Annotated in this window: 20 protein-coding genes and 1 pseudogene; 13 read left to right on the top strand and 8 right to left on the bottom strand. The window is 69.6% G+C overall.

Features of this window, described 5'->3' with window-relative positions; genetic code table 11:
- Window positions 1-31: 31 nt before the first annotated feature.
- The 4 genes from CJ022_RS15145 (at window position 32) to CJ022_RS15160 (ending at window position 4,449) form a co-directional block, all read left to right on the top strand.
- Window positions 32-1,891 (top strand): CIA30 family protein, encoded by a 1,860-nt coding sequence (locus tag CJ022_RS15145; RefSeq protein WP_101927439.1) that lies wholly within the window; start codon window positions 32-34, stop codon window positions 1,889-1,891.
- A gap of 93 nt (window positions 1,892-1,984) precedes the next feature.
- Window positions 1,985-3,166 carry a sensor histidine kinase gene (locus CJ022_RS15150; protein ID WP_101927440.1) on the top strand — a complete coding sequence of 394 codons (1,182 nt, stop codon included), beginning with the start codon at window positions 1,985-1,987 and terminating at the stop codon, window positions 3,164-3,166.
- Window positions 3,167-3,245: 79 nt separating this feature from the next.
- The gene (locus tag CJ022_RS15155) at window positions 3,246-3,875 is read left to right on the top strand and encodes a response regulator transcription factor (RefSeq protein ID WP_101927441.1); all 630 of its coding nucleotides are present in this window, start codon (window positions 3,246-3,248) and stop codon (window positions 3,873-3,875) included.
- 142 nt (window positions 3,876-4,017) lie between these two features.
- Window positions 4,018-4,449 carry a hypothetical protein gene (locus CJ022_RS15160; RefSeq protein ID WP_101927442.1) on the top strand — a complete coding sequence of 144 codons (432 nt, stop codon included), beginning with the start codon at window positions 4,018-4,020 and terminating at the stop codon, window positions 4,447-4,449.
- Window positions 4,450-4,763: 314 nt separating this feature from the next.
- Here CJ022_RS15160 and hglS read toward each other — a convergent pair.
- From hglS to CJ022_RS15175, 3 genes and pseudogenes are all read right to left on the bottom strand, one after another.
- A pseudogene (gene hglS / locus CJ022_RS15165) lies at window positions 4,764-6,102 on the bottom strand (2-oxoadipate dioxygenase/decarboxylase HglS).
- 147 nt (window positions 6,103-6,249) lie between these two features.
- Window positions 6,250-7,638, bottom strand: coding sequence for a leucyl aminopeptidase family protein (locus CJ022_RS15170; RefSeq protein ID WP_101927443.1), 1,389 nt, complete (start codon window positions 7,636-7,638; stop codon window positions 6,250-6,252).
- 15 nt (window positions 7,639-7,653) lie between these two features.
- Entirely contained in the window at window positions 7,654-8,367 is a 714-nt protein-coding gene (locus CJ022_RS15175; RefSeq protein ID WP_101927444.1) for an HAD family hydrolase, read from the bottom strand.
- Between the two features lie 153 nt (window positions 8,368-8,520).
- On the opposite strand from CJ022_RS15175, the gene CJ022_RS15180 reads away from it, so the two are divergent.
- On the top strand, window positions 8,521-10,881 hold the full coding sequence (locus CJ022_RS15180) for a winged helix-turn-helix domain-containing protein (protein ID WP_101927445.1): 2,361 nt from the start codon (window positions 8,521-8,523) through the stop codon (window positions 10,879-10,881).
- 148 nt (window positions 10,882-11,029) lie between these two features.
- Window positions 11,030-14,335 carry a YadA-like family protein gene (locus tag CJ022_RS15185; protein WP_101927446.1) on the top strand — a complete coding sequence of 1,102 codons (3,306 nt, stop codon included), beginning with the start codon at window positions 11,030-11,032 and terminating at the stop codon, window positions 14,333-14,335.
- Window positions 14,336-14,389: 54 nt separating this feature from the next.
- On the opposite strand, the gene CJ022_RS15190 is transcribed toward CJ022_RS15185, so the two are convergent.
- Genes CJ022_RS15190 through CJ022_RS15210 form a run of 5 tightly spaced genes read right to left on the bottom strand, consistent with a single transcriptional unit; the run spans window position 14,390 to window position 18,526 of the window.
- A complete protein-coding gene (locus CJ022_RS15190; RefSeq protein WP_101927447.1) occupies window positions 14,390-15,511 on the bottom strand; it encodes an AI-2E family transporter in 1,122 nt (373 codons plus the stop codon).
- A gap of 22 nt (window positions 15,512-15,533) precedes the next feature.
- On the bottom strand, window positions 15,534-16,124 hold the full coding sequence (locus CJ022_RS17310; RefSeq protein WP_199171568.1) for a hypothetical protein: 591 nt from the start codon (window positions 16,122-16,124) through the stop codon (window positions 15,534-15,536).
- On the bottom strand, window positions 16,121-16,660 hold the full coding sequence (locus tag CJ022_RS15200) for a phage holin family protein (protein ID WP_101927448.1): 540 nt from the start codon (window positions 16,658-16,660) through the stop codon (window positions 16,121-16,123). The genes CJ022_RS17310 and CJ022_RS15200 overlap by 4 nt, the downstream gene beginning before the upstream one ends.
- Window positions 16,661-16,675: 15 nt before the next feature.
- On the bottom strand, window positions 16,676-17,035 hold the full coding sequence (locus tag CJ022_RS15205; RefSeq protein WP_101927449.1) for a hypothetical protein: 360 nt from the start codon (window positions 17,033-17,035) through the stop codon (window positions 16,676-16,678).
- A gap of 60 nt (window positions 17,036-17,095) precedes the next feature.
- Complete coding sequence (locus CJ022_RS15210; protein ID WP_101927450.1) at window positions 17,096-18,526, bottom strand: Do family serine endopeptidase; 1,431 nt, start codon at window positions 18,524-18,526, stop codon at window positions 17,096-17,098.
- On the opposite strand from CJ022_RS15210, the gene CJ022_RS16940 reads away from it, so the two are divergent.
- From CJ022_RS16940 to CJ022_RS15240, 7 genes are all read left to right on the top strand, one after another.
- The gene (locus tag CJ022_RS16940; protein WP_143704010.1) at window positions 18,513-18,770 is read left to right on the top strand and encodes a hypothetical protein; all 258 of its coding nucleotides are present in this window, start codon (window positions 18,513-18,515) and stop codon (window positions 18,768-18,770) included. The two genes, CJ022_RS15210 and CJ022_RS16940, sit on opposite strands and share 14 nt — an antisense overlap.
- A gap of 340 nt (window positions 18,771-19,110) precedes the next feature.
- Window positions 19,111-21,261, top strand: a complete 2,151-nt coding sequence (locus CJ022_RS15215) for an adenosylcobalamin-dependent ribonucleoside-diphosphate reductase (RefSeq protein ID WP_101927451.1) — start codon at window positions 19,111-19,113, stop codon at window positions 21,259-21,261.
- Window positions 21,262-21,418: 157 nt separating this feature from the next.
- Window positions 21,419-22,165 carry a hypothetical protein gene (locus CJ022_RS17145; RefSeq protein ID WP_158238439.1) on the top strand — a complete coding sequence of 249 codons (747 nt, stop codon included), beginning with the start codon at window positions 21,419-21,421 and terminating at the stop codon, window positions 22,163-22,165.
- 76 nt (window positions 22,166-22,241) lie between these two features.
- On the top strand, window positions 22,242-23,024 hold the full coding sequence (locus tag CJ022_RS15225; protein WP_101927453.1) for a TSCPD domain-containing protein: 783 nt from the start codon (window positions 22,242-22,244) through the stop codon (window positions 23,022-23,024).
- 456 nt (window positions 23,025-23,480) lie between these two features.
- Window positions 23,481-23,702 (top strand): hypothetical protein, encoded by a 222-nt coding sequence (locus CJ022_RS15230; protein WP_143704012.1) that lies wholly within the window; start codon window positions 23,481-23,483, stop codon window positions 23,700-23,702.
- A gap of 195 nt (window positions 23,703-23,897) precedes the next feature.
- On the top strand, window positions 23,898-24,383 hold the full coding sequence (locus tag CJ022_RS15235; RefSeq protein ID WP_101927455.1) for a hypothetical protein: 486 nt from the start codon (window positions 23,898-23,900) through the stop codon (window positions 24,381-24,383).
- Window positions 24,384-24,667: 284 nt separating this feature from the next.
- Window positions 24,668-25,675 (top strand): DUF4917 family protein, encoded by a 1,008-nt coding sequence (locus CJ022_RS15240; protein ID WP_101927456.1) that lies wholly within the window; start codon window positions 24,668-24,670, stop codon window positions 25,673-25,675.
- The last annotated feature ends 72 nt before the right edge of the window (window positions 25,676-25,747 follow it).

A 25,747-nucleotide genomic window follows, 5' to 3' on the forward strand; every position in this document is an offset into this window, starting at 1 on the left:
TCATGCATCCAACGGATTCGGGGAGAACGCAATGACACGGAGACAGGGACTCGGCCAGCGTCGCTGGCCCGGGGTGGCCGCGGTGGCGGCGCTGGTCGCGGTGCTCGGCATCGCGGTGGCGATGCCGGCGCAGGAGCGGACGGCGGCTGCATCGCCACCGCCGGCATCGGACGCCAGCTTCGCCATTCGCGACGCGCGCATCTTCGATGGCGTCGACGTCATCGAGCGCGGCACGGTCGTGGTGCGCGACGGCCGGATCGAGGCGGTGGGCGCCGACGTCGGGGTGCCGGACGGCATCGCCGTCGTCGACGGGGCCGGCCGCACGCTGCTGCCCGGCCTGATCGACGCGCACGTGCATGCCTGGGGCGATGCGCAGGCCGACATGCTGCGCTTCGGCGTCACCAGCGGGATCGACATGCACGGCGTGGCCGGCCGGCTCGCGGCGCTGCGCAGGCAGCGCGAGGACTCCGGCAACGCGACGCAGGCCGACCTGTGGGCGGCCGGCACGGCGGTCACGGCCGAAGGCGGCCACGGCACGCAGTACGGATTCCCGGTGCCCGCGGTCGCGGCGACGACCGACGTCGAGGCGTTCACCGCGCAGCGCATCGACGAGGGCGCGGATTTCATCAAGATCATCGTCGAGGACATGGGCAGCTACGGCGCCCGCCGGATCCCCACGCTCGATGCCGCGCAGGTGCGCAGCGCGGTCGCCGCCGCGCATGCGCGCGACCGGATCGCGGTCGCGCACGTGTCCACGCTGGACAGCGCGCGCATGGTGCTCGGAGCCGGCGTGGATGGGCTGGTGCACATGGTCGACGATGCGCCGATCGATCCTCCGTTCGTGCACGAGATCGCCGGGCGCGACGGCTTCGTCATCCCGACCCTGGCGGTCATCGCATCGGTCGGCGGCGACGGCGACGGCGCGCGGCTGGCGGCGGATCCCGCCATCGCGCCGCGGCTGTCGGCGGGCCAGCGCGGCACGCTCGAGGCGGCGTTTCCCCTCGCCGCGAACCCGCAGCGCCTGCGCCATGCGATCGCCAGCGTCCGCATGCTGCACGACGCAGGCGTCCACATCCTGGCCGGCAGCGACGCGCCAAATCCGGGCACGGCGCAGGGCGCCAGCCTGCACGCCGAACTCGCACTGCTGATGCAGGCGGAGATGGCGCCCGAAGAGGTGCTGGCGTCGGCCACGTCGCTCCCGGCGGCGCGGTTCGGCCTGGCAGATCGCGGCCGCATCCTGCCGGGCTATCGCGCCGACCTGCTGTTGGTGGACGGCAATCCGCTGCGCGACATCCGCGACACCCGGCGCATCGCCAGGGTGTGGAAGAACGGCCATGCGGTGGAACTGGACGCGCCGGAACCGGTGCCGACGGCCGACGCGCCGGTCGCGCCCGTGGGCGCGGGTGTGATCAGCGATTTCGACGCCGGCCTGTCCGCGGCCTTCGGCAGCTGGGCGCCGACCACCGACCAGATGGCCGGCGGCGCCTCGACCGTGGCGCAGGCGCGCATCGACGGCGGTGCCGACGGCTCGGCCGGCGCCCTGTCGGTCACCGGCGAGATCCTGCCGGGCTTCGCGTATCCGTGGTCGGGCGTGATGTTTTTTCCTGCCGCGCAGCCGATGCAGCCGGTGGACCTGTCGGCGCGCACCGAGCTGGTGTTCCGCGTGCGCGGCGACGGCCGCCGCTACAGCGCGATGCTGTTCTCCGGCGCGGCCCGGAACGCGATGCCGGCGATGCAGACCTTCGAAGCGGGCGACGCATGGACCGAGGTGCGGCTGCCGCTCGCGGCCTTCCCCGGTGCCGACCTGTCGCAGGTGCGGGGCATCGCCTGGACCGCCGGGCCGCCGGCCGGCACGTTCGCCTTCGCGATCGACGATGTGGAACTGCGCTGACATGGCGGGCGCGTCGCCGACCGCCGGCGCGATCGCGTCGGCACCGCGCGACGCGGCTGCATGAGCAGGCCCGGGCCGGCTACGCTGCAGGCCATGTCCGACGCCGCCCGCCTCGATGCCCTCCGTCGGTACACCGGCCTGCGGCCGGCGCCGGATTCGGTCGTCGGCGCGGCGCTGCGGCAGGGCCGGCCGGTCTGGACCGAAGGCATCCATGTGCTGTGGTCGGTGTGGGTGTTCGTGGTGCCGGTCTTCTCGCCCTACGGTTACGACCTGCGCTGGGCGCTGCTGACGTTGCTGACGTATCCGGTGTTCCTCGCGCTGTTCGCGGGCGCCCTGCTGTTGCCGCAGCGGCGCGCGCCGTGGTGCGCGCTGGGGATGATCGTGCTGTGCCTGGCGCTGCTGCCCTGGTACGTGTCGGGACTGAGCTACTTCGTCTTCGGCTGCGTGTTTCTCGGCGCGCTGTCGCGGCACGCGCTGTGGCGCTACGTCGTCACGCTGCTCCTGCTCAACGCGGTGCTGATGGTATGGGCGCGGCAGTTCGGGTATCCGTGGTCGGCGATCGGCTGGCTGCCGGTCACCACGCTGGTGATCGGGCTGCTGGTGCACGTGGAGCATTTGAAGCACGCGCAGGACGCCGCACTGCGGCTGTCGCACGACGAGGTGCGCCGGCTCGCCGCCGTCGCCGAGCGCGAGCGCATCGGGCGCGACCTGCACGACCTGCTCGGCCACACGCTGTCGATGGTCGCGCTGAAGGCGGATCTCGCCGCGAAGCTGGTGCCGCGCGATCCCGCAGGCGCGCAGCGCGAGATCGGCGAGGTGGGCGGCATCGCGCGCGACGCGCTGGCGCAGATGCGCCAGGCCGTCAGCGGCATCCGCGCGAGTGGCCTCGCCGCGGAACTGGCCTCGGCGCGACTGCTGCTGGAAACGGACGGCGTCGCCTTCGACTACGCGCTCGACGAGGCCGTCGCGACGGCAGGGCTGCCCGCCGATGTCGAGAATGCGCTGGCCATGACGCTGCGCGAAGCGGCGACCAACGTGCAGCGTCACGCGCACGCGCGCAGTGCGCGGGCGACGTTCTCGCGCGACGGCGATGCGGTGCGGCTGCAGGTGCACGACGACGGCCGCGGCGGCGACATCGCCGCGGGCAATGGGCTGACCGGCATGCGCGAACGCATCGAGGCACTGGGCGGGCGCCTGCGCATCGACGGCAGCGCCGGCGGGACCCGCGTCGAGGCCTGGCTGCCGTTGCCCGGTACGGCGCTGCCGTCGCCATGACGGCGCGGCCTGCCGCGCGCGGCGTCCGCGTTCGCGTGCCGCATCGCCGTGCGCGTCCACGCCTGCTACGGTCGCCGCGATGACCACGTTGCCCGCTGCCGACGCCCCGATCCGCCTCGTGCTCGCCGAAGACCAGGCGATGGTCCGCGGCGCGCTGCGCGCACTGCTCGATCTGGAAGACGACCTGTCCGTCGTCGGTAGCGCGGCAGACGGCGAGAGCGCCTGGCGCGAGCTGCAGCGGCTGACGCCGGACCTGCTGGTGACCGATATCGAGATGCCGGGCCTGACCGGCCTGGAACTCGCGCAGCGCATCCAGCGGCACGCGCTGCCGATCCGCGTCGTCATCGTCACGACCTTCGCCCGCGCCGGCTTCCTGCGCCGCGCGCTGGACGCGGGCGTCGCCGGCTACCTGCTCAAGGACGCGCCGGCCGAACATCTGGCCGAGGCGCTGCGCACCGTGCATCGCGGCGGCCGGGCGATCGATCCGCAGCTCGCACTCGATGCCTGGAGCGAGCCCGATCCGCTCAACGACCGCGAGCGCCAGGTGCTGCGACTGGCGGGCGAGGGCCGCACCGCGAACGAGATCGCCGCGCAGCTGCATCTCTCGCACGGCACCGTGCGCAACTACCTGTCCGAGGCGATCGGCAAGCTCGGCGTCGGCAACCGCATCGAGGCCTACCGGCTCGCGCGGCAGAAGGGCTGGCTGTAACGCCGCGACGCCGGATGCGCGGCAGCGTGGTGAGCCCGCCCGCGTGCGCATCGTGGGCGCGCGTCCGAAGGCCACCGGCGGTGGCCGATCGACGGACGCGTTACCCTCGCACGCTGCGATCCTGCACGTCCGGAGCCCGACCATGTCCCTGCACACGCCCATGCCACTCGGCGCTCGCGTCGTCGCCCTGATCGCGCTGCTGTGGAACCTGTTCGGCGTGCTGATGTTCGTGCTGCAGATGTCGGTGACGCCGGAGCAGGCCGCGTTGCTGCCGCCCGCGCAGCAGCAGATCAACGCGGCGATGCCCGAATGGGTGCTCGGCGTGTTCGGCGTCGCGGTCGTCGCCGGCACCGCGGGCGCGTTCGGCCTGCTGATCGCACGCCGCTGGGCGGTGCCGTTGCTGCTGCTGTCGCTGGTCGCGGTGGTCGTGCAGCTCACGGCGAGCTACCTGCTGACGCCGGTGTGGGCATTGACCGGCGCGTCGGGCGCGCTGTTGCCGGTGTTGCTGGTCGGCGTCGTCGGCGCGGTCTGGCTGTTCGCACGCGCCGCGGCCGGCCGCGGCTGGTTGCGCTGAGCTGCTGCCTCCTCGTCGCGTCACGCCAGGCCGCGGCCTTCTGCGCCAGCTCGTCGCCGCAGAGGCAAGCAGGGGGCGTCCGCCTCACCCGTCATCGCCGCGAAGGCGGGGATCCATGGACGTGAGGCAATGCACGGCAGCGTCCCTGGATGCCTGCGATCGCGGGCATCACGTGCAGACGCCGCGTGGATGGAACGCGTGCACGCGACTGGACAGACGTCCGCTCGAGTGAAGCGCGACGCCCTTTCGGCGGAGGGCGCACGCGCGTTCGCGGAACGCGCGCAAGACCGCGACGCCGCGCAGCGCTGCACCGATCAGGACACCGGCACGCCCAGCGCCGCCAGCGAGTCGCGCTCGATCCGCGCGTAGAGGTCGAACTCGTCGTGCACCGGCATGCCCAGCGCCGCTTCGAAGGTATCGCGGTTCGCCTGCGCGCCATACGCGCGCTGTTCGCCGCCGCCGAGGTTGGACTGGAAGATGCCCGCGGCGCTGACCGGCAGGAAATCCTCGTAGACGATCGGGTCCGCCGTCGCCAGGCCCGCGGCGAGCAGGTCGTCGACGCTGCGGCCGGCGCGCGCGGCCGGGTCGGCGCGGCCGGCGTCGGTCAGTGCGTAGCGATAGAAACCCAGCCCCTCGCGGCGCAGGCGGTCGTCGTCGTCCGGGAAGGCGGCGAACGCCGCGGCCAGGCGCGTCGCGTAATCGCCGGTGCTGCCGGCGCCTTCGATCTCGCGCGCCTGCGCCAGGACCTCGTCGTACAGCGCGCGGCCCTTGCGGGTCAGCGCCAGGCCGCGCTGCTCGATCTCGCCGAAGCGCGCGGTGTGCGTGCCGGCGTCGGCGCCGTCGCCGCCGGGAAAGCGCACCGGTTCTTCCAGCGCGCGGAAGCTCGTCTGCCGCAGCAGGATCGGGCAACGGCGCGGCGGCGGCCCTTCGATGACCGCCTTGGCGTCGAAACCGCGGGCCTGCATCGCCGCCTGGGCGGCGTCGATGTCCAGCGTGCGCGGCGTCAGATGGTTGATGTGCGAGCCGCTGAAGCAGACGACATCCGCGATCAGCCGGTGGGCCTCGTGCAGCGCGCGATAGGTCGCCTGCGACACGGTCGCCTCGCTGTGCCAGCGGAAGGTCTCCAGCGCCTCGGCGACGAAGGCCGTCGCCTCGTCCTGCGCCAGGCCGCCGGCCTGCTCGCAGCGTTCGATCAACGCGACCGCGCGCGGGGTGAAGATCTCGCGCCGGGCGAGGATCGCCGCGGCCGCTTCGCGCAGCACCGGATCGTCGATCAGCTCGAGCCGCAGCAGCGAGGTGAACACCCGGAACGGATTGCGCGCCAGCGACGCCGCTTCGATCGGCCGGAACGCGGTCGCGTGCACCGGCACGCCGGCGACGGCGAGGTCGTAGTAGCCGACCGGCGCCATGCCCATCACCGCGAACATGCGCCCCAGCATCGCCAGCTCGCGCGCGCTGCCGACGCGGATCGCGCCATGGCGTTCCTCGTCGAGCCGGTCGAGCGCGTCGCTGCGCGCGAGCCGCGACGCCAGCGCCGGATCGCCGGCCAGCGTCGCCGCATTGACCTCGGCGACGAGCGACATCAGGTCGCCACATCGCCTGCGCGAACAGGCGGCGGATCTCGTCGGGAGCGACGTGCGGCGTGGTGTGCATCGGATGAGGTCGTCGAAGAAACGGTGGGAGGGCGCCATGATGCCCGCCCGGCGGCGCGGCATCACCGCGGTCCACGGAGGCGTGCGCGATGGCCCGGCCGCGCGCTGCCGCGACATCCCGGGACGTCGCGGCGGGATCCGGCTGGCGTCAGCGCGCGCGTGCCTCCAGCAACGCGTAGGCCGAACGCAGGCCCAGCGCGGCGCCGCCCTGCGGATGACCGGGCCGGCTGCTGTCGTTCCAGGCGTAGGTGTCGAGATGCGCCCAGGGCGTGTCCGCCGGCACGAAGCGTTCGAGATACAGCGCCGCGGTGACCGCGCCGGCCATCCGCGAGCCGGCATTCGCCATGTCGGCGATACCGCTGGTCAGGTAGCGCAGGTAGGGACGCCACAGCGGCATGCGCCAGACCGGGTCGCGCGTGGTCTGGCCCGCCGACAGCCACGCATTCGCCAGCGTGTCGTCGTTGCTGAAGAGCGCCGGCAGGTCGGGACCGAGGGCGATACGCGCCGCGCCGGTCAGCGTCGCGAAATCCAGGATCAGGGTCGGCGACAGCTCGCCGGCATATGCCAGCGCGTCGCACAGCACCACGCGGCCTTCGGCGTCGGTGTTGTCGATCTCGACCGACACGCCCTTGCGCGTCGCGATGACGTCGCCGGGGCGATAGGCATCCGGGCCGATCGCATTCTCGACCGCCGGCACCAGCAGCGTCAGTCGCAACGGCAGCCCGCGCGCCATCACCAGCTCGGCCAGCGCGATCGCATGCGCCGCGCCGCCCATGTCCTTCTTCATGTTGCGCATGCCGTCGGCGGGCTTGATGTCGAGGCCGCCGGTGTCGAAGCACACGCCCTTGCCGACGATGACGACATGCGGATGCGCGGCGTCGCCCCACTGCAGCTCGATCAGCCGCGGCGCGCGATGCGAGGCGCGACCGACCGCGTGGATCGCAGGCAGGTTCTGCGCCAGCAGTGCGTCGCCGACGATGCTGGTGCAGGTGGCGCCGTGCGCCGAGGCGATGTCGCGGGCGACGGCTTCGAGCTCGTCCGGGCCCATGTGTTCGGTCGGGGTGTTGACCAGATCGCGCACGCGCGAGGTCGCGGCGATGAGGTCGAGGGCCGCGGCATCGGTCGCGTCGAGCGCCAGTCGCGCCGGCGCGCGCGGCGCCTGCTTGTAGCGGGTGAAGCGGTAGGCGCCGAAGCCCCAGCCGAGCTGCAGCGCCTGCAGCGCGTCGGCGTCCAGCGGCGAGGCCAGCGCCCAGTCGCCGGCCGGCAGGCCGAAGGGCGCATGCGCGTACGCGCTGGGATCCAGCCGGTCGCCGACGCCGAGCACCGCGCCTGCGATGCCGGCTTCGCCCGGCAGCAGCAACAGCGTACCGGGCGCGCCGTCGAAGGCCTGCGCGTCGAGCCAGGCCTGCACCGGCGCCGGTTGCGCGTCGCGCCAGGCCCCGACGTCGTCGCGCGTGACCACGTGCAGCGGGCGCGTGTCGGTGGCGCCGACGGCGAACAGCGCCTCGGCGGCGGAATGCGTGACGGCATCGGACATGGAATTACCTCGGGATCAGGGGCGGTCGCCGGCGACGGGCACGGTGTCGAGCCAGTCGGCGAGCGCGGTGAGCGTGTCGAATTCGAGATCCGGCGCGAGTTCGGGATGTGCCCAGCGGCGGTCTTCGCGGTTGATCCAGCAGCTGCGCAGGCCTGCCCGCGCTGCGCCGGCGACGTCGGCTTCGATGTGGTCGACGACGTGCAGCACGTCGCCGTGCGCGCAGCCGAGGCGATCGCAGGCCGCATGGAAGATGCTCGCGTCGGGCTTGGCTGCGCCGTGTTCGCGCGACCCGAGCTGGAACGCGAACAGGTGCGACAGCCCCATGCGCGCGAGGTCGGCATTGCCGTTGGTCACCGCGGCCACCGGCACGCGCGCGGCGATGCGCTCGAGCGCGGCGAGGCTGTCGGGGTAGTAGTCGACGCGGTTGCGCTCGGCGTAGAACACCTCGTAGGCCGCATCGAGCAGACCCACATCGCCGCCGCTGTCGCGCAGCGCGTGCGCGATGGTCAGCTGGCGCAGCGCCGACAGGTCGTGGGTCAGATGCGCGTTGTCGGCGTACACGCGCTCGCGCAGGTCGCGCATCTTCTCGACCGGGAACATCGCGGCGGTCGCCGGGCTGTGCTCGCGCAGGAAGGCATCGAGCGCCTGCTCGATCCGCACGCCGATCGGCGCGAACGGCCACAGGGTGTCGTCGAGATCGAGGGTGATGGCGCGGACCGGGAATGTCATGGTTCGCATTGTAACGAGTGCCCGGTGCGGGCCCCGTGGCGCAGGCCCGTGCGCCCTTCGTCGACAGGGCGCGGCGTGGGCCTTCGGTCATACTGGGCGCGCTGGAGTCGCCACCGTCCGGACGTGGCGGCAGCGGGCGGCTCGCCACTCCCGATGCCAATGCCGAACGCCTACCGATTCTCCGATTACCTGCTCGACTGCGATGCACGCGAGTTGCGCCACGGCGAGCACGTGGTCGTGGTGCCGGCGCGCGTGTTCGCCTGCCTACAGCACCTGCTCGAGCATCGCGAGCGCGCGGTGGCCCGCGACGAGCTGGCGCTGGCGATCTTCGCCCGCGACAACGTCTCCGATGCCCAGCTGAGCCAGATCATCCTGCGTGCGCGCCGCGCGGTCGGCGACGACGGGCAGGAGCAGCGGGTCATCCGCACCGTGCCGAGCTTCGGATTCCGCTGGGTGGCGGAGGTCGAGCCGGTGGCCGCGGCGGAACAGACGCCACCCCCCGGGGTGGCACCGGGGCGGCCCGAACCCGCGGCGCCCGAAGGCGCGACATCGCCGGTCCGATTGGTCCGGTCCCGCCATCTGCTCGGCGCGATGGCCGCGCTGGTCGCGGCGCTGGCACTGGCGGCGGCGACCTGGTGGTGGGTCGGCGCCGCACGTTCGCCCACGCCGGATGCGGACGCCACGCCACGACCCGGCGCCGGCGCGGTCATCGTGTTGCCGACCGAACTGGCGCAGGCCGATGACGTGGCCTGGGCGCGGTTGGGCCTGATGGACTTCATCGGCGATCGCCTGCGCCGCGCCGGCCTGCCGGTGGCGGCCAGCGAAAGCGTGCTGTCGCTGCTGCATGCCCATGCCGGCGAGCGCATCGTGCCCGCGCGCCTGCGCGACGAGGTCGCCGGCGACTGGGTGGTCCACAGCCGGGCGCTGCGGCGCGGCGCGGTCTGGCGCGTCGAGATCACCGCCGAGGGCCGCGACGATGCGGCGCGGCATGCGTTCGGCGAACACGCCGACCTGGTGCGTGCCACCGACCAGGCCTGCGGCCGCCTGTTGGCCGCGCTGGGTCGCGATGCGGCGGGCCCCGACGTCGATGCCGGCCTCAGCGAACGGTTGCAGCGCGCCCAGGCCGCATTGCTGAGCAACGAGCTCGACGCCGCCCGGCGCATCCTGGCCGAGGCACCGGCCGCGCAGCGCGACGATCCGGATCTGCGCCTGCGCCTGGCGCAGGTCGATTTCAGGGCGGGCCTGTATCCGAAGGTCCGTGAGGAGGTCGAGCGGCTGCTGCGGCTCGAAGCGGCCGAGGCGCCGCTGTTCCGCGCCCGGGTGCTGCTGCTGCGGGCCGGTATCGACCGGCGGCTGGACCAGCGCGTCCCGGCCGAACGCGACTACACCGAGGTGCTGGCGCTGGTCGGGCCCGACGGTGACATCGCGCTGCAGGGCGAGGCGCTCAACGGGCGCGGCATGGCCCGCGCGCTGCTCGGCCACTACGACGGCGCGCTCGAGGATCTGGGGCAGGCGCGGATCCTGGCCGCGCGCACCGGCGACCCGCTGGCGGTCGCCCGGGTCGATGCCAGCCTCGGCTTCCTCGAGAAGGTGCGCGGCCGACCGGCCCAGGCCGCCGAGCACATCGCCCGCACGCTCGGCGAATTCCGCCGCTTCGGCGCGATCTACGAGCTGGTCTCGATGTCGGTGGCGCTGGCCGAAACCCAGTTGCTGCTGCTGCAGCCCGACGAGGCCCGCGCGAGCATGGAACAGGCCTGGGCGCTGCGCGCGCGCATCTCCGACCCGAGCCAGCTGACCAACATCGCCCTGGGCCGCGCCGAGGCGATGGTCCGGCAGGGCGCGTTCGCCGTCGCCGAGTCGATGCTGCAGTCCCATGCGGACGACGCGACCCTGAACAGCGACCTGCATCGCGCCGATGCGCTGCGGGTCGAGATGGCGTGGCGGCGCGGTGACCCCGCCGCAGCGGTGCGTGTGGCCGATGCGGTGCTCGCCGGATGGCGACCCGACGCGCGGACGGAGCGGCTGTTCCGGGTGCGCTGGATGCGGCACCAGGCCGCGCTGGAAGCCGGGCTGCCGCTGCGCGCCGACGCCGCACCGCGGCCGGCGTCGGCCGGGACCGGCTATGCCTGGGACTGGCTGCTGGTGGCGATGACGGCGCAGGCGCAGGGCCGCGATGCCGAGGCCGGAGAGGCGTATCGCAGCGCGGTGGCGCGCGCCGAACAGGACGGCGTGCCGGAGGAAGTCGCGCAGGCCGTCTATGCCGGCACGACGTGGCTGCTGGCGCACGACGACCACGCCGAGGCGACCGCACTGGTCGGACGCATTTCGCCCTGGGCGCGCCAGGATTTCGACCTGGCGCTGCTGCAGACCCGGCTGCTGCACGCGCTCGGTCAGACCGATGCCTGGTCGATCGCGCTGCAGGACGCCAGGCGCCTGGCGGGCGAACGGGTCATCCCCGCCGCGTTGCAGGTGCCACCGTCCGCGCCGGCGTCGGCGGATGCTGCAGGCCACTGATCGAAAAAGGAAAAATGCCGCTGTAATGGATCGGTAACAGGCCAGGAATGGCCTTCTCCGGCGCGCCGGGCGAAGGATCGGGTGCTGTCGCGTTGCGCGGCAATTCAGGTGGAACCCCCGTTCCGCCGCCACTGTTCCGGAGCCCCTCATGACCCGTACGACCCTGGCGCTGGCCATTGCCGCGCTCGTGACCGCCCTGCCGCAAGCGCATGCGCAGACCCCCGATCCCGGCCAGCCGGTGGGCGGCGATACCGCCGTCGCACAGGAGGCGACCGCGGACCCCGGAACGTCGGCCGACGCGAGCCTGCTGCAGGAAGTCGGAACCGAACAACGCTCTGCCGCCGAATCGGACGCCGTCGGTGCCGCCGCCGCGGCCGACGAGGAACCACCCGCCGGAACCGGCGTTTACTTCGCCGCCAACGGCGACGCCGGCGCATCCGCCGCGGGCGAGTTCGCGACGGCCGCCGGCTCGGGCGCGGCCGCGGGCGCACTGGGGGCCTCTGCCTTCGGCAGCGGCGCGTTCGCCGTCGGCGACTTCGCCACCGCCAGTGGCCACAACGCCGTGGCGTCCGCGCAGTGGAGCACGAGCCACGGCGCGTTCAGCGAGGCGACGGGCGCGAGCGCGGTGGCCGTGGGCGGGCAATTGAGGATGCTGATCGGCTCGCCGGGCGAATGGGACTGGGTGGAGGTGGACGTCTCGACGGTCGCCTCGGGCCACGCCAGCACGGCGATCGGGGCGGCTGCACAGGCGGTCGAGGCGAACACCACCGCGGTCGGGATGACGGCCGAGGCCAGTGGCATCGGTGCGACCGCCTTGGGCGCCGCAAGCACCGCCCGGGGTGACGACAGCATCGCCATCGGGGGACAGGCACGTGCCTACGCCGGCAACTCGACCGCCGTGGGCGCGAGCGCGGAGGCGCACGGCGAGCGGAGTTCGGCGTTCGGCCTGTTGTCCTACGCCTGGGGCGAGAACAGCCTGGCCCTGGGCAACTGGAGCGCGGCCGGCGGCCACGGAAGTGTGGCCATGGGGTCCAACAGCATCGTGCATCCGGGCAGCGACGGCGGTCTGGCGCTGGGGCGCAATGCCATGGTGGCCGATGGCTACGCCAATGCGGTGGCGCTGGGCGCGGGCTCGTATGTCGATCGCGACAACGCCGTGTCGGTCGGCACCCATGCGCGGGAGCACGTCGGCGGCAATCCCTTCCCGACGGACGTCGAGGCGGTCGACCGCCAGATCATCCACGTGGCGGCGGGCACCGAGGACACCGATGCGGTGAACCTCGGCCAGCTGCGCGATGCGACCCGCTACGCCGATTTCTTCGAGGCCACCGGCGACGCGGACAACCAGCAGCCCGCGACCGTGATGGGCGACTACGGCACCGCGGCCGGTTCCGGCGCGCTGGCGGCGTCGCTCGGCGCATCGGCCTTCGGCAGCGGTGCGTTCGCGTATGAGAAACACACGACGTCGGTCGGCTTCAACAGCGCCGCATCGGCCGACTACGCCAGCGCGTTCGGCGCGGGCGCGCAGGCTTCGGCCGACAGTGCGACCGCGATCGGCGGCCAGTACTACGTGATGAACGGCGAGACCTGGGAGATGGAGGAATTCTCGACCATCGCATCGGGCCGCGAGAGCACGGCCGTCGGGGCCGGGGCGCGGGCGCTGGAATACGCATCGACCGCGGTCGGCGCGGGGGCTTACGCCGGCGGCGAGGAATCGGTTTCGATCGCCGGCAGCGCGCAGGGCAATTCGACGACGGCGGTCGGCGTCATGGCGACCGCGGCGGCCGACAATTCGACCGCGATCGGCCACAGCGCGGCGGCCGGTGCGATGCGCACGCTGGCGGTCGGCGGCAGCGCCGGCGCCTATGCCGACAGCGCCACCGCAGTCGGCCAGGTGGCGCGCGCGTACGGCACGCAGAGCGTGGCGCTGGGGTTCCGGAGCCAGTCCGACGGCGAGGCCAGCATGGCGCTGGGCGCCGATGCGTGGGCAACCGCGACCGGCAGCGTCGCGCTCGGCGCCGGCGCCTTCGCCGATCGTGCAGGCACGGTGTCGATCGGGGCCGCGGGCGCGGAGCGGCAGCTGGTCAACGTCGCCGCCGGCACGCAGGGCACCGATGCGGTCAACGTCGACCAGCTCAGCGCGGTTGCCGACAACGCGATCGGCTACGACGACGCGAGCCGCGGCCAGGTGACGTTCGCCGGCGAGCGGGGCACGCTGCTGACCAACCTCGCCGAGGGCGAGGTTGCGGCGGACAGCTCGGACGCGGTGACCGGCAGCCAGCTGTTCGAGACCAACCAGCGCGTCGGCGCGGTCGAAGGCCGTGTCGACGGCATCGAGGACCGCATCGGCGACATCGAAGGCGTGGCCGGAAACGCAGTGGCCTATGACGACGCTGCGCGCGATCGCGTCACGTTGGCCGGCGAGGACGGCACGCGACTGGGCAACGTGGCGGCGGGTGCGATCAACGCATCGAGCCGCGAGGCGGTCAATGGCGCCCAGGTACACGCGGGGATGCAATCGGTCGCGACCGCATTCGGCGGCGGCACCGTCGTCGACGCCGGTGGTCGTCTGATCGGCAGCGTGTTCACGGTACAGGGTAGCTATTACGGCAACGTCGGCGACGCGCTGGGGGCGCTCGACGGCGTCATCGCGGGACTCGACGGTCGGGTCGGCGCGCTGGAGAGCGGTGGTGGCGCAGGCGGTGGAGGCGGTGGCGTGACCGCGCCGCCGTCGGGGCACGGCGACGGCCTGTCGATCGGCGACGGCAGCGTCGCGGTCGACGGCAACGACACCGCGGTCGGCAATGGCGCCGTGGTGGAAGCCGAAGGTGGCGCCGCGCTCGGCAGCAACGCCACGATCACCGCCGACGCGTCCAATGCGGTCGCCGTCGGTGCCGACGCGCGCGTCGAAGCGGCATCGGGCACCGCGATCGGACAGGATGCGCAGGTGAGCGCCGACGGTGCGGTCGCGCTCGGCCAGGGGGCGATCGCCGACGAAGCGAATACGGTCTCGGTCGGCAACGCGGATCAGCAGCGCCGGGTGACCCACGTCGCCGAGGGCATCCACGAGACCGACGCCGCCAATGTCGCCCAGGTGGACGCGGGCGATGCGCGCACGCTGCAGGACGCCAATGCCTACACCGACAGCCGCTTCGCCGCCTGGGACGACAACTTCTCGGCGCTGCGTGGCGAGATCGACGACCGCCTCCGCCACCAGGACCGTCGCATCGACCGCATGGGCGCGATGAGCGGTGCGTACGCGGGGATGGCGCTCAACACGTCGGGACTCGGCGGGCGCAATCGCGTCGGCGTGGGCGTCGGTGCGCAGGGCGGCGAACAGGCGATCGCCGTGGGGTACCAGCGTGCGATCGGCAACCGGGCCAGCGTGTCGTTCGGTGGGGCGGTCGCCGGCAGCGACCGCAGCGTCTCGGCGGGTGCGGGTTTCAGCTGGTGATCCGCGACGCCCTTGCCGGTCTCTGCCGGCAAGGGCGGTGCAGCGTCGGAGCGCTCACTCCAGCAGCCGCGCCCAGCCTTCGAAGCCTTCGACGCGGGCCAGCACCAGCTTCACGCACACCAGCAGCGGGACGGCCAGCAGCAGGCCGACGATGCCCCACATCCAGCCGAACAGCATCAGCGCGAGGATCAGCATCAGCGGGGAGATCGCCATGCGCCGGCCGAGCACGATCGGCGTGACCAGCTGGCCTTCGATCGTGTGCAGCGTCAGGTACACCGCGGCCGGCACCAGCGGCGCCCACGCGGACGTCGGCCAGTCGCCGTCATAGCTGATCAGGCCCATCAGCAGCATCAGCAGCACGCCGATCAGCGGGCCGACATACGGCGCGAAGTTCAGCAGCGCCGCGACCGTGCCCCACAGCAGCGCGTCCTGCAGGTCGAGGTCCATCCACCACAGCACGCCGGCGAACACGGCGCCCAGCGCGACGTTGATGACGGTGATCGTCAGCACGTAGCGCGAGAGCTCGCGCTCGATCGAACTCATGATGTCGACGGTGAGTTTCTTGCGCTGGCGCGTCGGCAGCATCGCGATCGCGTTGCGCTGCAGGTTCTCGCCGTAGACCATGAAGAAGAACGTCAGCAGCACGACCGCCAGCACCGAGGCCAGCACCATCGGCGTCGCGATGAGCGTGCGCCACGAGGCGTTGTCCTGGATCTGCACGACCTGCACGCGGCGCTGCGGCCCGCTGTCGGTCGCACGCGCCAGCGATTCCGCGGCCTGGTTGGCCTGGTGCATCGGCTGGGTCATCTGCTTGAGGCGCGGTGCCAGCGCACGCAACTGCTTGGGCGCCTGTTGCACCCACTCGCTGGCCGGACCGGCGAGCTGCAGGCCGAGCAGCCCGGTCGCCGACAGGCCGGCGACGATCAGCAGCACCGCGCCCAGCACGCGCGGGATCCAAAGCCGGCGCAATGCACGCAGCACCGGATTGCCGATCAACGCGAAGAACATCGCCAGCAGCACCGGCAGGATCACCGCCTTGGCCGCCCACAGCGTGGCGAACACCGCCAGCGTCGCGACGACGACCAGCGCGGTCGAGGCCCGCGGTCGGGTGAGCACGGGGGTCGGCGTGGGTTCGGGCGCACCCTCGGCGGGAGGCGGACTGATGGGCGTGCTCATCGATGTGTGCCGGGCCGGCCGCTCAGCGGTCGGATTCGGAAACGTCGGTCGCGGCTTCCGCGGGACGCGGCTGCTCCGCGTACGCGGGTTCCGGACGCCGGCGATCGGCGCGCGCCAGATCCGGCTGGACCTGGGGCTGGACACCGACCGGCGTCGTCGCCGCGCGCGTGCCGGCGGCGGCGGCCGCGCCTGCCGCCGCACCGGCGGCCGCTGCGGCATCGACACCCGCCGCGACCGGTGCGCCCGCTTCCTGTTGCACGGTTTCGGCGGCGTCCTGCGCGTCGCTCGCTGCGGCATCGGCGGTGTTGGCCGCCTTCTCGGCGGTCATCGCCGCAAACGCGGCCTGCATCGAGGTCAGCATGCCGGCGATCGAACTCACCAGCTGGATCGATTTCGGACCGCCGAGCTTGCCCAGCTTCTGCAGCGCATGGCGTGGTTCAGAACGCCCGGTCACGAAGCCGGCGATCAGGCCGGCGATGACGATACGACCCGGCGTCCAGGCATCGCGCCAGCTCGACTTCAGGGCGCCGTAGCGGTCGCTGGTCTGCTGCAGGCGGCCTTCGACCAAAGTCTCGGCGCGTTCGACGCGGGATTTGAGGGCTTCGAACTTCATGCGGGCGGCGTGGCGCGGGGCGCATCGGGACCGCTGGTGCCGGTCGTGGGCGTGGGCAGGTCGTCGTCGCCATCGTCGTCGACGCTCTCGTTGAAGAGGCCGAGGCGCGACAACTGGCGGCGCGTCGCATGCATGCCGGCGTAGTCGAAGAACACCGACACGCGCCAGGCCGCGATCGCGGTGACGATCAGGCTGATCAGCGTGGCGATGGAAATGGACCCCAGCCACGACATGCCCCAGGACTGCAGGAACGCGATCGCCGCGCCCATGGCCAGCAGCCACGCGGACGCGCCGAACACGACCGACACCGCCGACCAGGCGAGCGCACGGCCGAGGGCGCTGCGGGAAAGGGCAAAGTCGGCGGAGAACAGCTTGCGCAGGGCGCGGCCGCTGTCGAGTCCGGAACTGAAGGTCTCGCTGCCTGCCGCACGGATGCGACGGATGCTTTCATCGAGATGGGGGGCTTCGCCTGGGGCCCGGCCCGCCGCGCTGGCGGGCCGGTCTGCAGGGGAATCGCCTGGATCGCGTTCGGTCATGGAACAGCGACAGGCTTACTTGTCGCTGCGCGCGAGCTTCGCGATGATCCAGCCGGCCGCGAACGCGGCGCCGAACGAGGCGATCGGACGCTCGCGGATCATGTCCGCCGCGCTGTCGAGCAGATCACGGCCACGCTCCATCAGCACGTCCGCCTGTTCCTTGACCGCGGCCTGGCCTTCCTCGAACGCGGCGATGCCGGAGATCGCGGAGTCGGCGAGGTCGGCCTTGACGCTGGCCTTGCCGAGCTTGAGCTCGTCGGCGGCGACGGCGGACGCGCTCTTGACCGCGCTGGTCGCGTCGCGCGCGGCCTGCGCGAGGTGCGAGCCGGCTTCGTTGAGGTTGGTCTTTACCGCATCGGTCGAGGTGGGGGTCATCGTCGTTCTCCAGAGAGTGGCGCGAGCCGCGCGAGAGGTGCGCGGCGTGGTGGAATCGGGTCACCGCATGATCAGGTCACCGGTGCGTCCGCGGCGTGAAATGCGGATCGCCAGATCGGCCGGCCGGTCGGCCAGCGAGTCGCGGAACCCCGCGAGGTCGCGGAATTCGCCGCTGTTCGCCGCGAGGATCAGATCGCCCGCGCGCAGGCCGCTGGTGTAGGCGCGGCTGCCGGCTTCGACGTTCTCGACCAGCACGCCGGCGGCGCGTGCGTTCTGGCGGCGCAGCGCTTCGGGCAGGTCGGCGAAGGTCGCGCCGGCGAGACGCGGATCGAAGCTCGCACCGTCGCGCGGCAGGGCGCGCAGGCGCGTCTCCAGCGTCACCGGCCGGCCGTCGCGCAGCAGCTCCAGCGTCACCGGCGTGTCCAGCGCCTGCAGGCCCTGGAAGTTGCGCAGCGCTTCGCTGCTGTCGATGCGCTGGCCGTTCGCCGACACCACCACGTCGCCGGTGCGCACGCCGGCCGTCGCCGCGGGCGAGCCGCCGTAGACACGCGTGACCACGGCGCCGCGCGGCGTCTCCAGGCCGAGGCCCTGGGCGATGCGCGCATCCACCGTCTGCGTGTCGAGGCCCAGCGTGCCGCGTTGGACGCTGCCGGTCGTCGCCAGCTGGGTCATGATGTTCTTCGCCAGGCCGATCGGAATCGCGAAGCCCAGGCCGATGTTGCCGGCCATGCTGCCCTGGGTGTTGAAGCTGGCGGTGTTGATGCCGACCAGTTCGCCGCGCAGGTTGACCAGCGCGCCGCCGGAGTTGCCCGGGTTGATCGACGCGTCGGTCTGGATGAAGTTCTGGAAGCCGACACCCGGCACGTTGCTGCGGCCGACCGCCGAGACGATGCCCGAAGTCACCGTCTGGCTGAAGCCGAAGGGATTGCCGACCGCGACGACGAAGTCGCCGGCCTGCAGGTTGCCGTCGCGGGCCAGCGGAATCGCGGTGAGGTTCTCGGCGGGGATGCGCATCAGCGCGACGTCGGTGTCGGCATCGGACCCGACGAACTCCGCCTCCAGCGTGCGGCCGTCGGCCAGCGTCACCGACACGTCGTCGGCGCCTTCGATGACGTGGTGGTTGGTCAGGATGTAGCCCTGCGCCGCATCGACGATCACCCCCGAGCCCAGCGACTCGTTGATCCGCTCCTGCGACAGCTCCGGGAACATGCGGCGGAAGAACGGGTCGTTGCCGAACGGGCTCACCCGCACGCGCTGCTTGGTGTGCACCGACACCACCGACGGCGTCACCGTCTGCAGCATCGGCGCCAGCGACGGCAGCGGCTGGCCATCGACCACGGCCGGCAGCGCGGCCATCGTGCGCGTCGCGAGCGCGGGATTCGCAGGCGCGGCCGCGGCGGGCTGCTGGACCACGTTGTGGATCGCGGTCGCGGCGAAACCGCCGAACGCCGCCGCGGCGGTCAGGGCGAGGAGGGTGGTGCTGGTGCGCATCGTGGCAACCCCTGTCGAGATGGCAATGGCAAAGCGTGGAAGGTCCGGCGGCGACGGTCAAACCGGTGTGACCGGGCCGTACGCCGAGGCCGCAGTCTCGGCCCGCACGCTTGAATCCTGCTTGAAGCGCGCATTCATCAGGCGCCGCGCCGGCGCCGATTCCGCGTGCGGCGCCGGGTACTGCCACGACACGACGGCGACGCCGCAGAACGGCCGTTCCGTCGTTGACACCCCGCAGGCGTGAGCGTAGCGTGGGCCTCCGTCGCCGCCACTACATCTTGGGTGTCGACAGGCGGCAGGCCCAAGTGATGGGGCTTTCGCCAGAAGGCCGTCTCGTCGCCGTCCAGGGGAATGCACGCCGATGGAAGTCAGCACCACGCAGGACCCGGCCACGCGCCGGTCGTCGAAGCGCGCACCCGCGCAGCCTGCCGGTCGTCCCCGCACATGCCCGGTCCGCGCGTGATCCACGCGCGGCCCTGCCGTCGCCGGTGGCCTGCCACGGCGCGGTCGCCACGTCATTCCACACAACAACAACAGCGCGCCCGGCACGACCTGGCGACGTCATCGAAGGAGTTCGCACCCGCATGAGCACGGTTCGCCTGGAGGCGGTGAAGACAGACGCCGGTCCCGAGATCCCGATGCAGCCCGCATCGACCGACATCTGGGACAAGAAGTACCGCCTGAAGAGCAAGCAGGGTGTGGCGATCGATGCCGACATCGACGGCACCTACCAGCGCGTCGCGCGCGCGCTGGCCGACGCCGAGCCGACCGCCGAAAAACAGAAGTACTGGAACGAGCGCTTCCTCTGGGCGCTGCGCCGCGGGGCGATCCCCGCCGGCCGCATCACGTCCAACGCCGGCGCGCTGGAACACAAGCCCGCGACCAGCACGATCAACTGCACCGTGTCCGGCACCATCGTCGATTCGATGGACGGCATCCTCGAGAAAGTCCACGAGGCCGGCCTGACGCTGAAGGCCGGTTGCGGCATCGGCTACGAATTCTCGACGCTGCGCCCGCGCGGCGCCTTCGTCGCCGGCGCCGGCGCGTACACGTCCGGCCCGATGTCCTTCATGGATATCTACGACAAGATGTGTTTCACGGTGTCGTCGGCCGGCGGTCGCCGCGGCGCGCAGATGGGCACCTTCGACGTCAGCCATCCCGACGTGCGCGACTTCATCCGCGCCAAGCGCGAGGACGGCCGCCTGCGCCAGTTCAACCTGTCGCTGCTGATCACCGACGGCTTCATGGAGGCGGTCAAGAGCGACGCCGACTGGCCGCTGGTGTTCCCGGTCAGCGACAAGGAAGTCGACGAGATCGACCTCGCCAACGCCGAGCAGGTGGTCTGGCGCGACTGGCCGCAGCACGCCGGCTACATCACCCGCGACGACGGCCTGGTGGCCTGCAAGATCTACGGCCAGATCCGCGCCCGCCATCTGTGGGACATGATCATGGTCTCGACGTACGACTACGCCGAGCCGGGCTTCATCCTCATCGACCGCGTCAACGAGATGAACAACAACTGGTGGTGCGAGAACATCCGCGCGACCAACCCCTGCGGCGAGCAGCCGCTGCCGCCCTACGGCGCCTGCCTGCTGGGCTCGGTCAACCTCACCAAGTTCGTGCGCAAGCCGTTCACCCGCGAGGCGACGTTCGACTGGGAGGAATACAAGGAAGTCGTGCGCGTGTTCACCCGCATGCTCGACAACGTCGTCGAGGTCAACGGCCTGCCCCTGCAGCAGCAGCGCGACGAGATCCTGCGCAAGCGTCGCCACGGCATGGGCTTCCTCGGCCTGGGCAGCACCGTGACCATGCTGCAGATGAAGTACGGCGAGCCGGCGTCCTGCGAGTTCACCGAGCGGATCGCCCGCGAGATGGCCGTCGCCGGCTGGGAAATGGGCCTCACCCTGGCCCAGGAAAAAGGCCCCGCGCCGATCATGGAAGAGCGCTTCACCGTCGACGCGGCCATGCTGCGCCAGCGGCCCGAGATGGTCGCCGACGGCTGGACCCTCGGCCAGCAGATTCCCGGCAAGGTGCTGCACGCCAAGTACTCGCGCTACATGCAGAAGATCGCCAGCGTCGCGCCGGAGCTCGTCGAGAAGCTGGCCGAGACCGGCGCGCGCTTCACCCACCACAGCTCGATCGCGCCGACCGGCACCATCTCGCTGAGCCTGGCCAACAACGCCTCCAACGGCATCGAGCCCTCGTTCGCGCACCACTACAGCCGCAACGTGATCCGCGAAGGCAAGAAGTCGAAGGAGAAGGTCGACGTCTTTTCCTTCGAGCTGCTGGCCTACCGCGAGCTGGTCAACCAGAAGGCCATGCCGTACTCCGAGGACGCCGAGGCGCAGCTGCCGGACTACTTCATCGCCGCCGACGACATCACGCCCAAGGCGCACGTCGACGTGCAGGCCGCCGCCCAGCGCTGGGTCGACAGCTCGATCTCCAAGACCGCGAACGTGCCGACGGATTACCCGTACGAGGACTTCAAGGACATCTACCGCTACGCCCACGAGCAGGGCCTCAAGGGCTGCACCACGTTCCGCTTCAACCCCGCCGCGTTCCAGGGCGTGCTGGTCAAGGAAGCGGACCTGGAGAACACCACCTACCGCTTCGAACTCGAAGGCGGCGAGGTGCTGGAGGTCAAGGGCAACGAGCAGATCGAATACGACGGCGAGATGCACAGCGCCGCCAACCTGTTCGATGCGCTGAAGGAAGGCTATTACGGCAAGTTCTGACCGGTGCCGCGCGTTGGCCGCATCCACTCACCGGATGCGGGCACGCCACCACGCCGGGGGCTCCACGCTGTTTCTGCTTGCACCGTTGAACGTTCGCGCTACATTCCGCGTGCGGGCGACTGGCTCCGCCAAAAAGTTCACTGACGAGGACATCACCATGAGTAACGGCAACGGGGTCACGGAGACCCTGACCCACGCCGTCGAAGTCGTTGCCGAAACGGCAAAGGGCTTCGGCGACACGGTCAAGAAGAAAGCGAGCGCTGCGGTCAAATCCGCGAAGAAGACCGTGCAGGGCACCGAGAAGTCGGTCGGCGCGCGCACCAAGAAAATCGGCAAGGCCGTGACCAAGCGTGTCACCGCCGCCAAGAAGACCCTCACCGCCGCCAAGACCGCCGCCGCGGCCGAGATCGCCGCGCTGAAGAAGAAGGGCGCTGGCAAGGCCGCTACCAAGAAGACCGCCAAGAAGGCGACCAAGAAGGCCGCTACCAAGAAGACCGGCCACCGCGAAGAAGGCACCGGCGAAGAAGTCCGCCGCCGCCAAGTCCGCGACGCGCAAGACCGCCGCCAAGAAGGCCGCGACCACGCGCAAGGTCGCCACCAAGAAGGCCGCGGTGAAGAAGACCGTCAAGAAGGTCGCGAAGAAGGCCGCCGCCAAAAAGGCGACCGTCAAGCGCAGCGTCGCCGCGAAAAAGGGCGTTGCCACCAAGAAGGCCGCGACCGCCAAGCGGTCCGCCGCCGCCAAGAAGGGCGCCACCAAGCGCGCGTCGAAGAAGGCGTAAGTCCGCTTGAACCCCTCTCCCGCTTGCGGGAGAGGGGCACCCGCTCCCCGCCTGGGGAGAGCCTGCTTGAACCCTTCTCCCGTCTGCGGGACTGGGTGCCCTCCGGGGTAGAGGGGCAGGGGTGATGGCGCTGTTGCATGTCGCGCCCTCCGCATCCCGCCGGAACACCACACACCGCATCAGCACACCAGGAACCGCGTCATGGCCGTCAAGATCGATCGCAAAATCACCGGGTACGCCGTCGTCAAGCCGGAGGACAAGGCCGTCGAAGCCAAGGCCGTGCCGCGCGAGACCGTCGAGGCCGAGCTGCCCAAGGCCGACGTGATCCACATGCACGAGCGCATCGAGCGCCCGGAAGTGCTGATCGGCAGCACCTACAAGATCAAATCGCCGCTGGTGGAACACGCCATGTACGTGACCATCAACGACATCGTGCTCAACGCCGGCTCCGAGCACGAGCAGCGCCGCCCGTTCGAGATCTTCATCAACTCCAAATCCATGGAGCACTTCCAGTGGATCGTCGCGCTGACGCGCATCATGTCCGCGGTGTTCCGCAAGGGCGGCGACGTGACCTTCCTGGTGGAAGAGATGCGCGCCGTGTTCGATCCCAAGGGCGGTTACTTCAAGGCCGGTGGCGTGTACATGCCGTCGCTGGTCGCCGAGCTCGGCATGATCGTCGAGGACCACCTGAAGTCGATCGGCATGATGCACGACCCGCAGATGAGCGACGCCCAGAAGGCGCTGATCGCCGAGAAGCGCAAGCAGGTCGAGCAGCGCGAAGGCTCAAAAAAAAACGCTGACGTAAGCGGCGCGGCGCGCGCGTCCAGCAGTGCCGACGAGCACCCCGAAGACATCGCAATCACCGGCGACGGCGCGAGCTTCCCGCCGTCCGCGACCATGTGCCACAAGTGCAGCACGAAGGCGCTGGTGCTGATGGATGGGTGTGCGACGTGTTTGAACTGTGGTTATTCGAAGTGTGGTTGAGTTGGAATCCCACTCTCTCCGCCAGAACCTTTAGTAAATCAATGGCTTGTGAGGTATTTGTGGGCCTACCCACAAGTCACCCAGCAACATAATTCATTGCTGAATCGGATTTTTCCGATTTCTCTCGTTTGGCTGCATGACACCGGAACTCAGTCAATTCGCGCCGAGTCGCCATGCAGATAGTCATGGAGCGACCAGCATGGCAACGATCGAAGTTAGAGAAATGGACGGCGGCCGGTTCGAGGTCTACGCCGAAGAAAGACACCACGAAGCGTTCGCGGGATAGCTCGGCGCGGTCCTGTGCGCGAGCGCGCTGGCCGCCACGTTTGAGCGTGAGACGGGCGAGCCGTCCGACGTTGTGCGGGTGCGTCGCGACGCGTGAGGGAGTTGAGTCGGCAGCCCAGGAGTGGGGGCAACGCATGCATACTCGATGCACTGCACAACATGGAGAAGCGCATGGATCTGACGACGATTAGCCGAGTTGCGATGACCGACCTAGCAGACGACGTCAATCGCATGCTCGATGAGGGCTGGGTGCTTCTCGCCGTGAAGCCAGAGACCGATCCGTCGGGAAACGCCTTGTTCTGGCACTCGCTCGGATTTCCGGGCCGGTCGCCGCTTCGCGTGCTCGAGGACATGAAGAGTGGCAAAGAGTCTGGCCAAGGCGGACTAAGCTAAACCTCATACCCGATATTGATGCGTGCGGCCGGCAGGCAAGGGGCAGTCGGAGGAATGGTGGCGGCGCCAAGAAGCCAGGCGCGCGGGCCGGCGCACGAAGGATTGGTGGAATAGGCTCCTTCCTCCGTAGCAGCAAGGCGGCTAGCAATTCGCTACGACGTGGGTCAGGTTCGTTCATCTTTAGGAAGACTAGGTATGACGGTGAAAATACTCAGAGCCGAAGAATTGACCTTCAAGGCGATTCGGGACATCCCCATTGGCTCAATCGCCCGATTGGCCGGGAATAGGGAAGACATAAGCCTATTCGTGCGCTGCGCGAACAGTGTGGATGGTTCGCCTTACTTGCTCTTTCTCGGAGGAGAGAGGTCGCTCCAGTACGTCGATTTCTACGCCGATGCGCTAGCGATGATCGAGGTTGAAGCCGAAGACGTGCGGTTTGAGTTAGGTGAGCGCGACGTCCGCGCCAATTTCAGCCACTTTGGTGCTTTGGGCATCACATCCGCAGGCGCTTACATAGCATCGCAAGGCATCGAGCGACCCATGCATAGGCTTTTTGATGTAAGCACTTGGGCGCCTCGCGCGCAGAACACCCTCGGAGACGAGCAGGCGATGTATCCCATCTGGAACATTGGCTACATCGATGGTCGCGGAGAATTCGTTGCCGTCAGCGCGCTGCGCTAATTCTTCGATCAACCCAAAGCGCTGCCGCAAACAGGGGGTCAGAGCGCAGTTTTCATTTTCGGTCTCCTCTACCGCCATGGCTATTCGGTCGGAGGAGGTAGGTTTTGTCGACGAGAGCTCGTCTCGCCTAAATCGGTGATCAGAACAATTCGCCCCAAGTTCACTTCAAAAGGCGGTCGTATCAGCACTTCGCTTTTCTGGATGAGGGCGCCGTCGGAGTGAGGTCAATGCAGCTGTTCTAAAGTCGACTCCGCCCCTTGCTTCATACCAGGTAGCTGACACCAATGCCCTTGATGAGCTTTGATGAAGCCGTAGCGCGATCTTCTGATCATCGTCACGTACTGATGGGAAATGGATTTAGCATCGCCCTGCGACCAGAGATATTTTCTTATCAGGCACTCATTGATCGTGCAAAGATTGATGAGCTCGCTGGTGGCAGAGAGGTCTTTACGGCACTTGATACTACTGACTTTGAGGCGGTGATCAGGGCGGCAGTAGATGCAGCAAAGCTTGTGCAAATATTTGATGGCTCGTCACCAATCAGCGCTCAGCTAGATGAGCTTGCGAGTGGCCTTCGCGAGAAACTAGTCCAAGCAATTGCTGGTAGTCATCCGCCTCACCCTTTCGAAGTTTCGGAAGACCAATACCGAGCCTGTAGGCGATTTCTTGGTTTGTTCAAGCGTAGGTACACGCTCAATTACGACCTATTGCTTTACTGGGCACTTATGCGTACGGAGATTGATGATCTCCAGCTTGAATCTGATGATGGTTTCAGGGATTCGCCTTGGGAAGAGGATGCAAATTACGTCTCATGGATAGAGCACCACAGCGCAACCGTTGTCTACTTGCATGGAGCTGTCCATCTTTTCGACGCAGGCCACGAACTAATTAAGTACACATGGTCGCGCACGCAGATTCCGTTGATGGATCAGATAAGAGTGGCGCTGGAGCAAGAAAAGTATCCATTGTTCGTTGCTGAAGGATCCACTAGACAAAAATTCGAGAAGATTGTTCACAGCGCGTATTTGCATCGCGCATATCGAAGTTTCAGTTCAATTGAAGGTGATCTTTTTATCTACGGTCACTCACTTAAGTCAAATGATCAACACATTTACGACGCGATCTCAGAGGGAAGGATCTCGTCTATCTACGTATCGGTATATGGCGATGAGAACAGCCAGGCGAATCAAGAAATAATGAGATCCGCAGAGCAAATTTCATCAATGCGCAGAGGGCGGCGCCCACTAAATGTTCACTTCTTTGATGCCGCCTCGGCGCGCGTGTGGGGGTAGCGAACAAAAACGGTAACGGTGCCAGGTTCACTTCTTGATAGCTAACGGATAGCTGACGGTGCCAGGTTGAGT

The sequence above is a fragment of the Luteimonas rhizosphaerae genome, from assembly GCF_002849595.1.
GTDB lineage: Bacteria > Pseudomonadota > Gammaproteobacteria > Xanthomonadales > Xanthomonadaceae > Luteimonas > Luteimonas cellulosilyticus.

Bases quoted from the DNA above. Each gene is read 5' to 3' on its own strand.
- CJ022_RS15185 (WP_101927446.1), top strand. From the start codon at position 11,030: ATGACCCGTACGACCCTGGCGCTGGCCATTGCCGCGCTCGTGACCGCC.
- CJ022_RS15230 (WP_143704012.1), top strand. From the start codon at position 23,481: ATGGATCTGACGACGATTAGCCGAGTTGCGATGACCGACCTAGCAGAC.
- CJ022_RS17310 (WP_199171568.1), bottom strand. From the start codon at position 16,124: ATGAAGTTCGAAGCCCTCAAATCCCGCGTCGAACGCGCCGAGACTTTG.
- CJ022_RS15175 (WP_101927444.1), bottom strand. From the start codon at position 8,367: ATGACATTCCCGGTCCGCGCCATCACCCTCGATCTCGACGACACCCTG.
- CJ022_RS15190 (WP_101927447.1), bottom strand. From the start codon at position 15,511: ATGAGCACGCCCATCAGTCCGCCTCCCGCCGAGGGTGCGCCCGAACCC.
- CJ022_RS15225 (WP_101927453.1), top strand. From the start codon at position 22,242: ATGGCCGTCAAGATCGATCGCAAAATCACCGGGTACGCCGTCGTCAAG.
- CJ022_RS15180 (WP_101927445.1), top strand. From the start codon at position 8,521: ATGCCAATGCCGAACGCCTACCGATTCTCCGATTACCTGCTCGACTGC.
- CJ022_RS15215 (WP_101927451.1), top strand. From the start codon at position 19,111: ATGAGCACGGTTCGCCTGGAGGCGGTGAAGACAGACGCCGGTCCCGAG.
- CJ022_RS15235 (WP_101927455.1), top strand. From the start codon at position 23,898: ATGACGGTGAAAATACTCAGAGCCGAAGAATTGACCTTCAAGGCGATT.
- CJ022_RS15240 (WP_101927456.1), top strand. From the start codon at position 24,668: ATGCCCTTGATGAGCTTTGATGAAGCCGTAGCGCGATCTTCTGATCAT.
- CJ022_RS15145 (WP_101927439.1), top strand. From the start codon at position 32: ATGACACGGAGACAGGGACTCGGCCAGCGTCGCTGGCCCGGGGTGGCC.
- CJ022_RS15200 (WP_101927448.1), bottom strand. From the start codon at position 16,660: ATGACCGAACGCGATCCAGGCGATTCCCCTGCAGACCGGCCCGCCAGC.
- CJ022_RS15155 (WP_101927441.1), top strand. From the start codon at position 3,246: ATGACCACGTTGCCCGCTGCCGACGCCCCGATCCGCCTCGTGCTCGCC.
- CJ022_RS15170 (WP_101927443.1), bottom strand. From the start codon at position 7,638: ATGTCCGATGCCGTCACGCATTCCGCCGCCGAGGCGCTGTTCGCCGTC.
- CJ022_RS15160 (WP_101927442.1), top strand. From the start codon at position 4,018: ATGTCCCTGCACACGCCCATGCCACTCGGCGCTCGCGTCGTCGCCCTG.
- CJ022_RS15205 (WP_101927449.1), bottom strand. From the start codon at position 17,035: ATGACCCCCACCTCGACCGATGCGGTAAAGACCAACCTCAACGAAGCC.
- CJ022_RS15210 (WP_101927450.1), bottom strand. From the start codon at position 18,526: ATGCGCACCAGCACCACCCTCCTCGCCCTGACCGCCGCGGCGGCGTTC.
- CJ022_RS15150 (WP_101927440.1), top strand. From the start codon at position 1,985: ATGTCCGACGCCGCCCGCCTCGATGCCCTCCGTCGGTACACCGGCCTG.
- CJ022_RS17145 (WP_158238439.1), top strand. From the start codon at position 21,419: ATGAGTAACGGCAACGGGGTCACGGAGACCCTGACCCACGCCGTCGAA.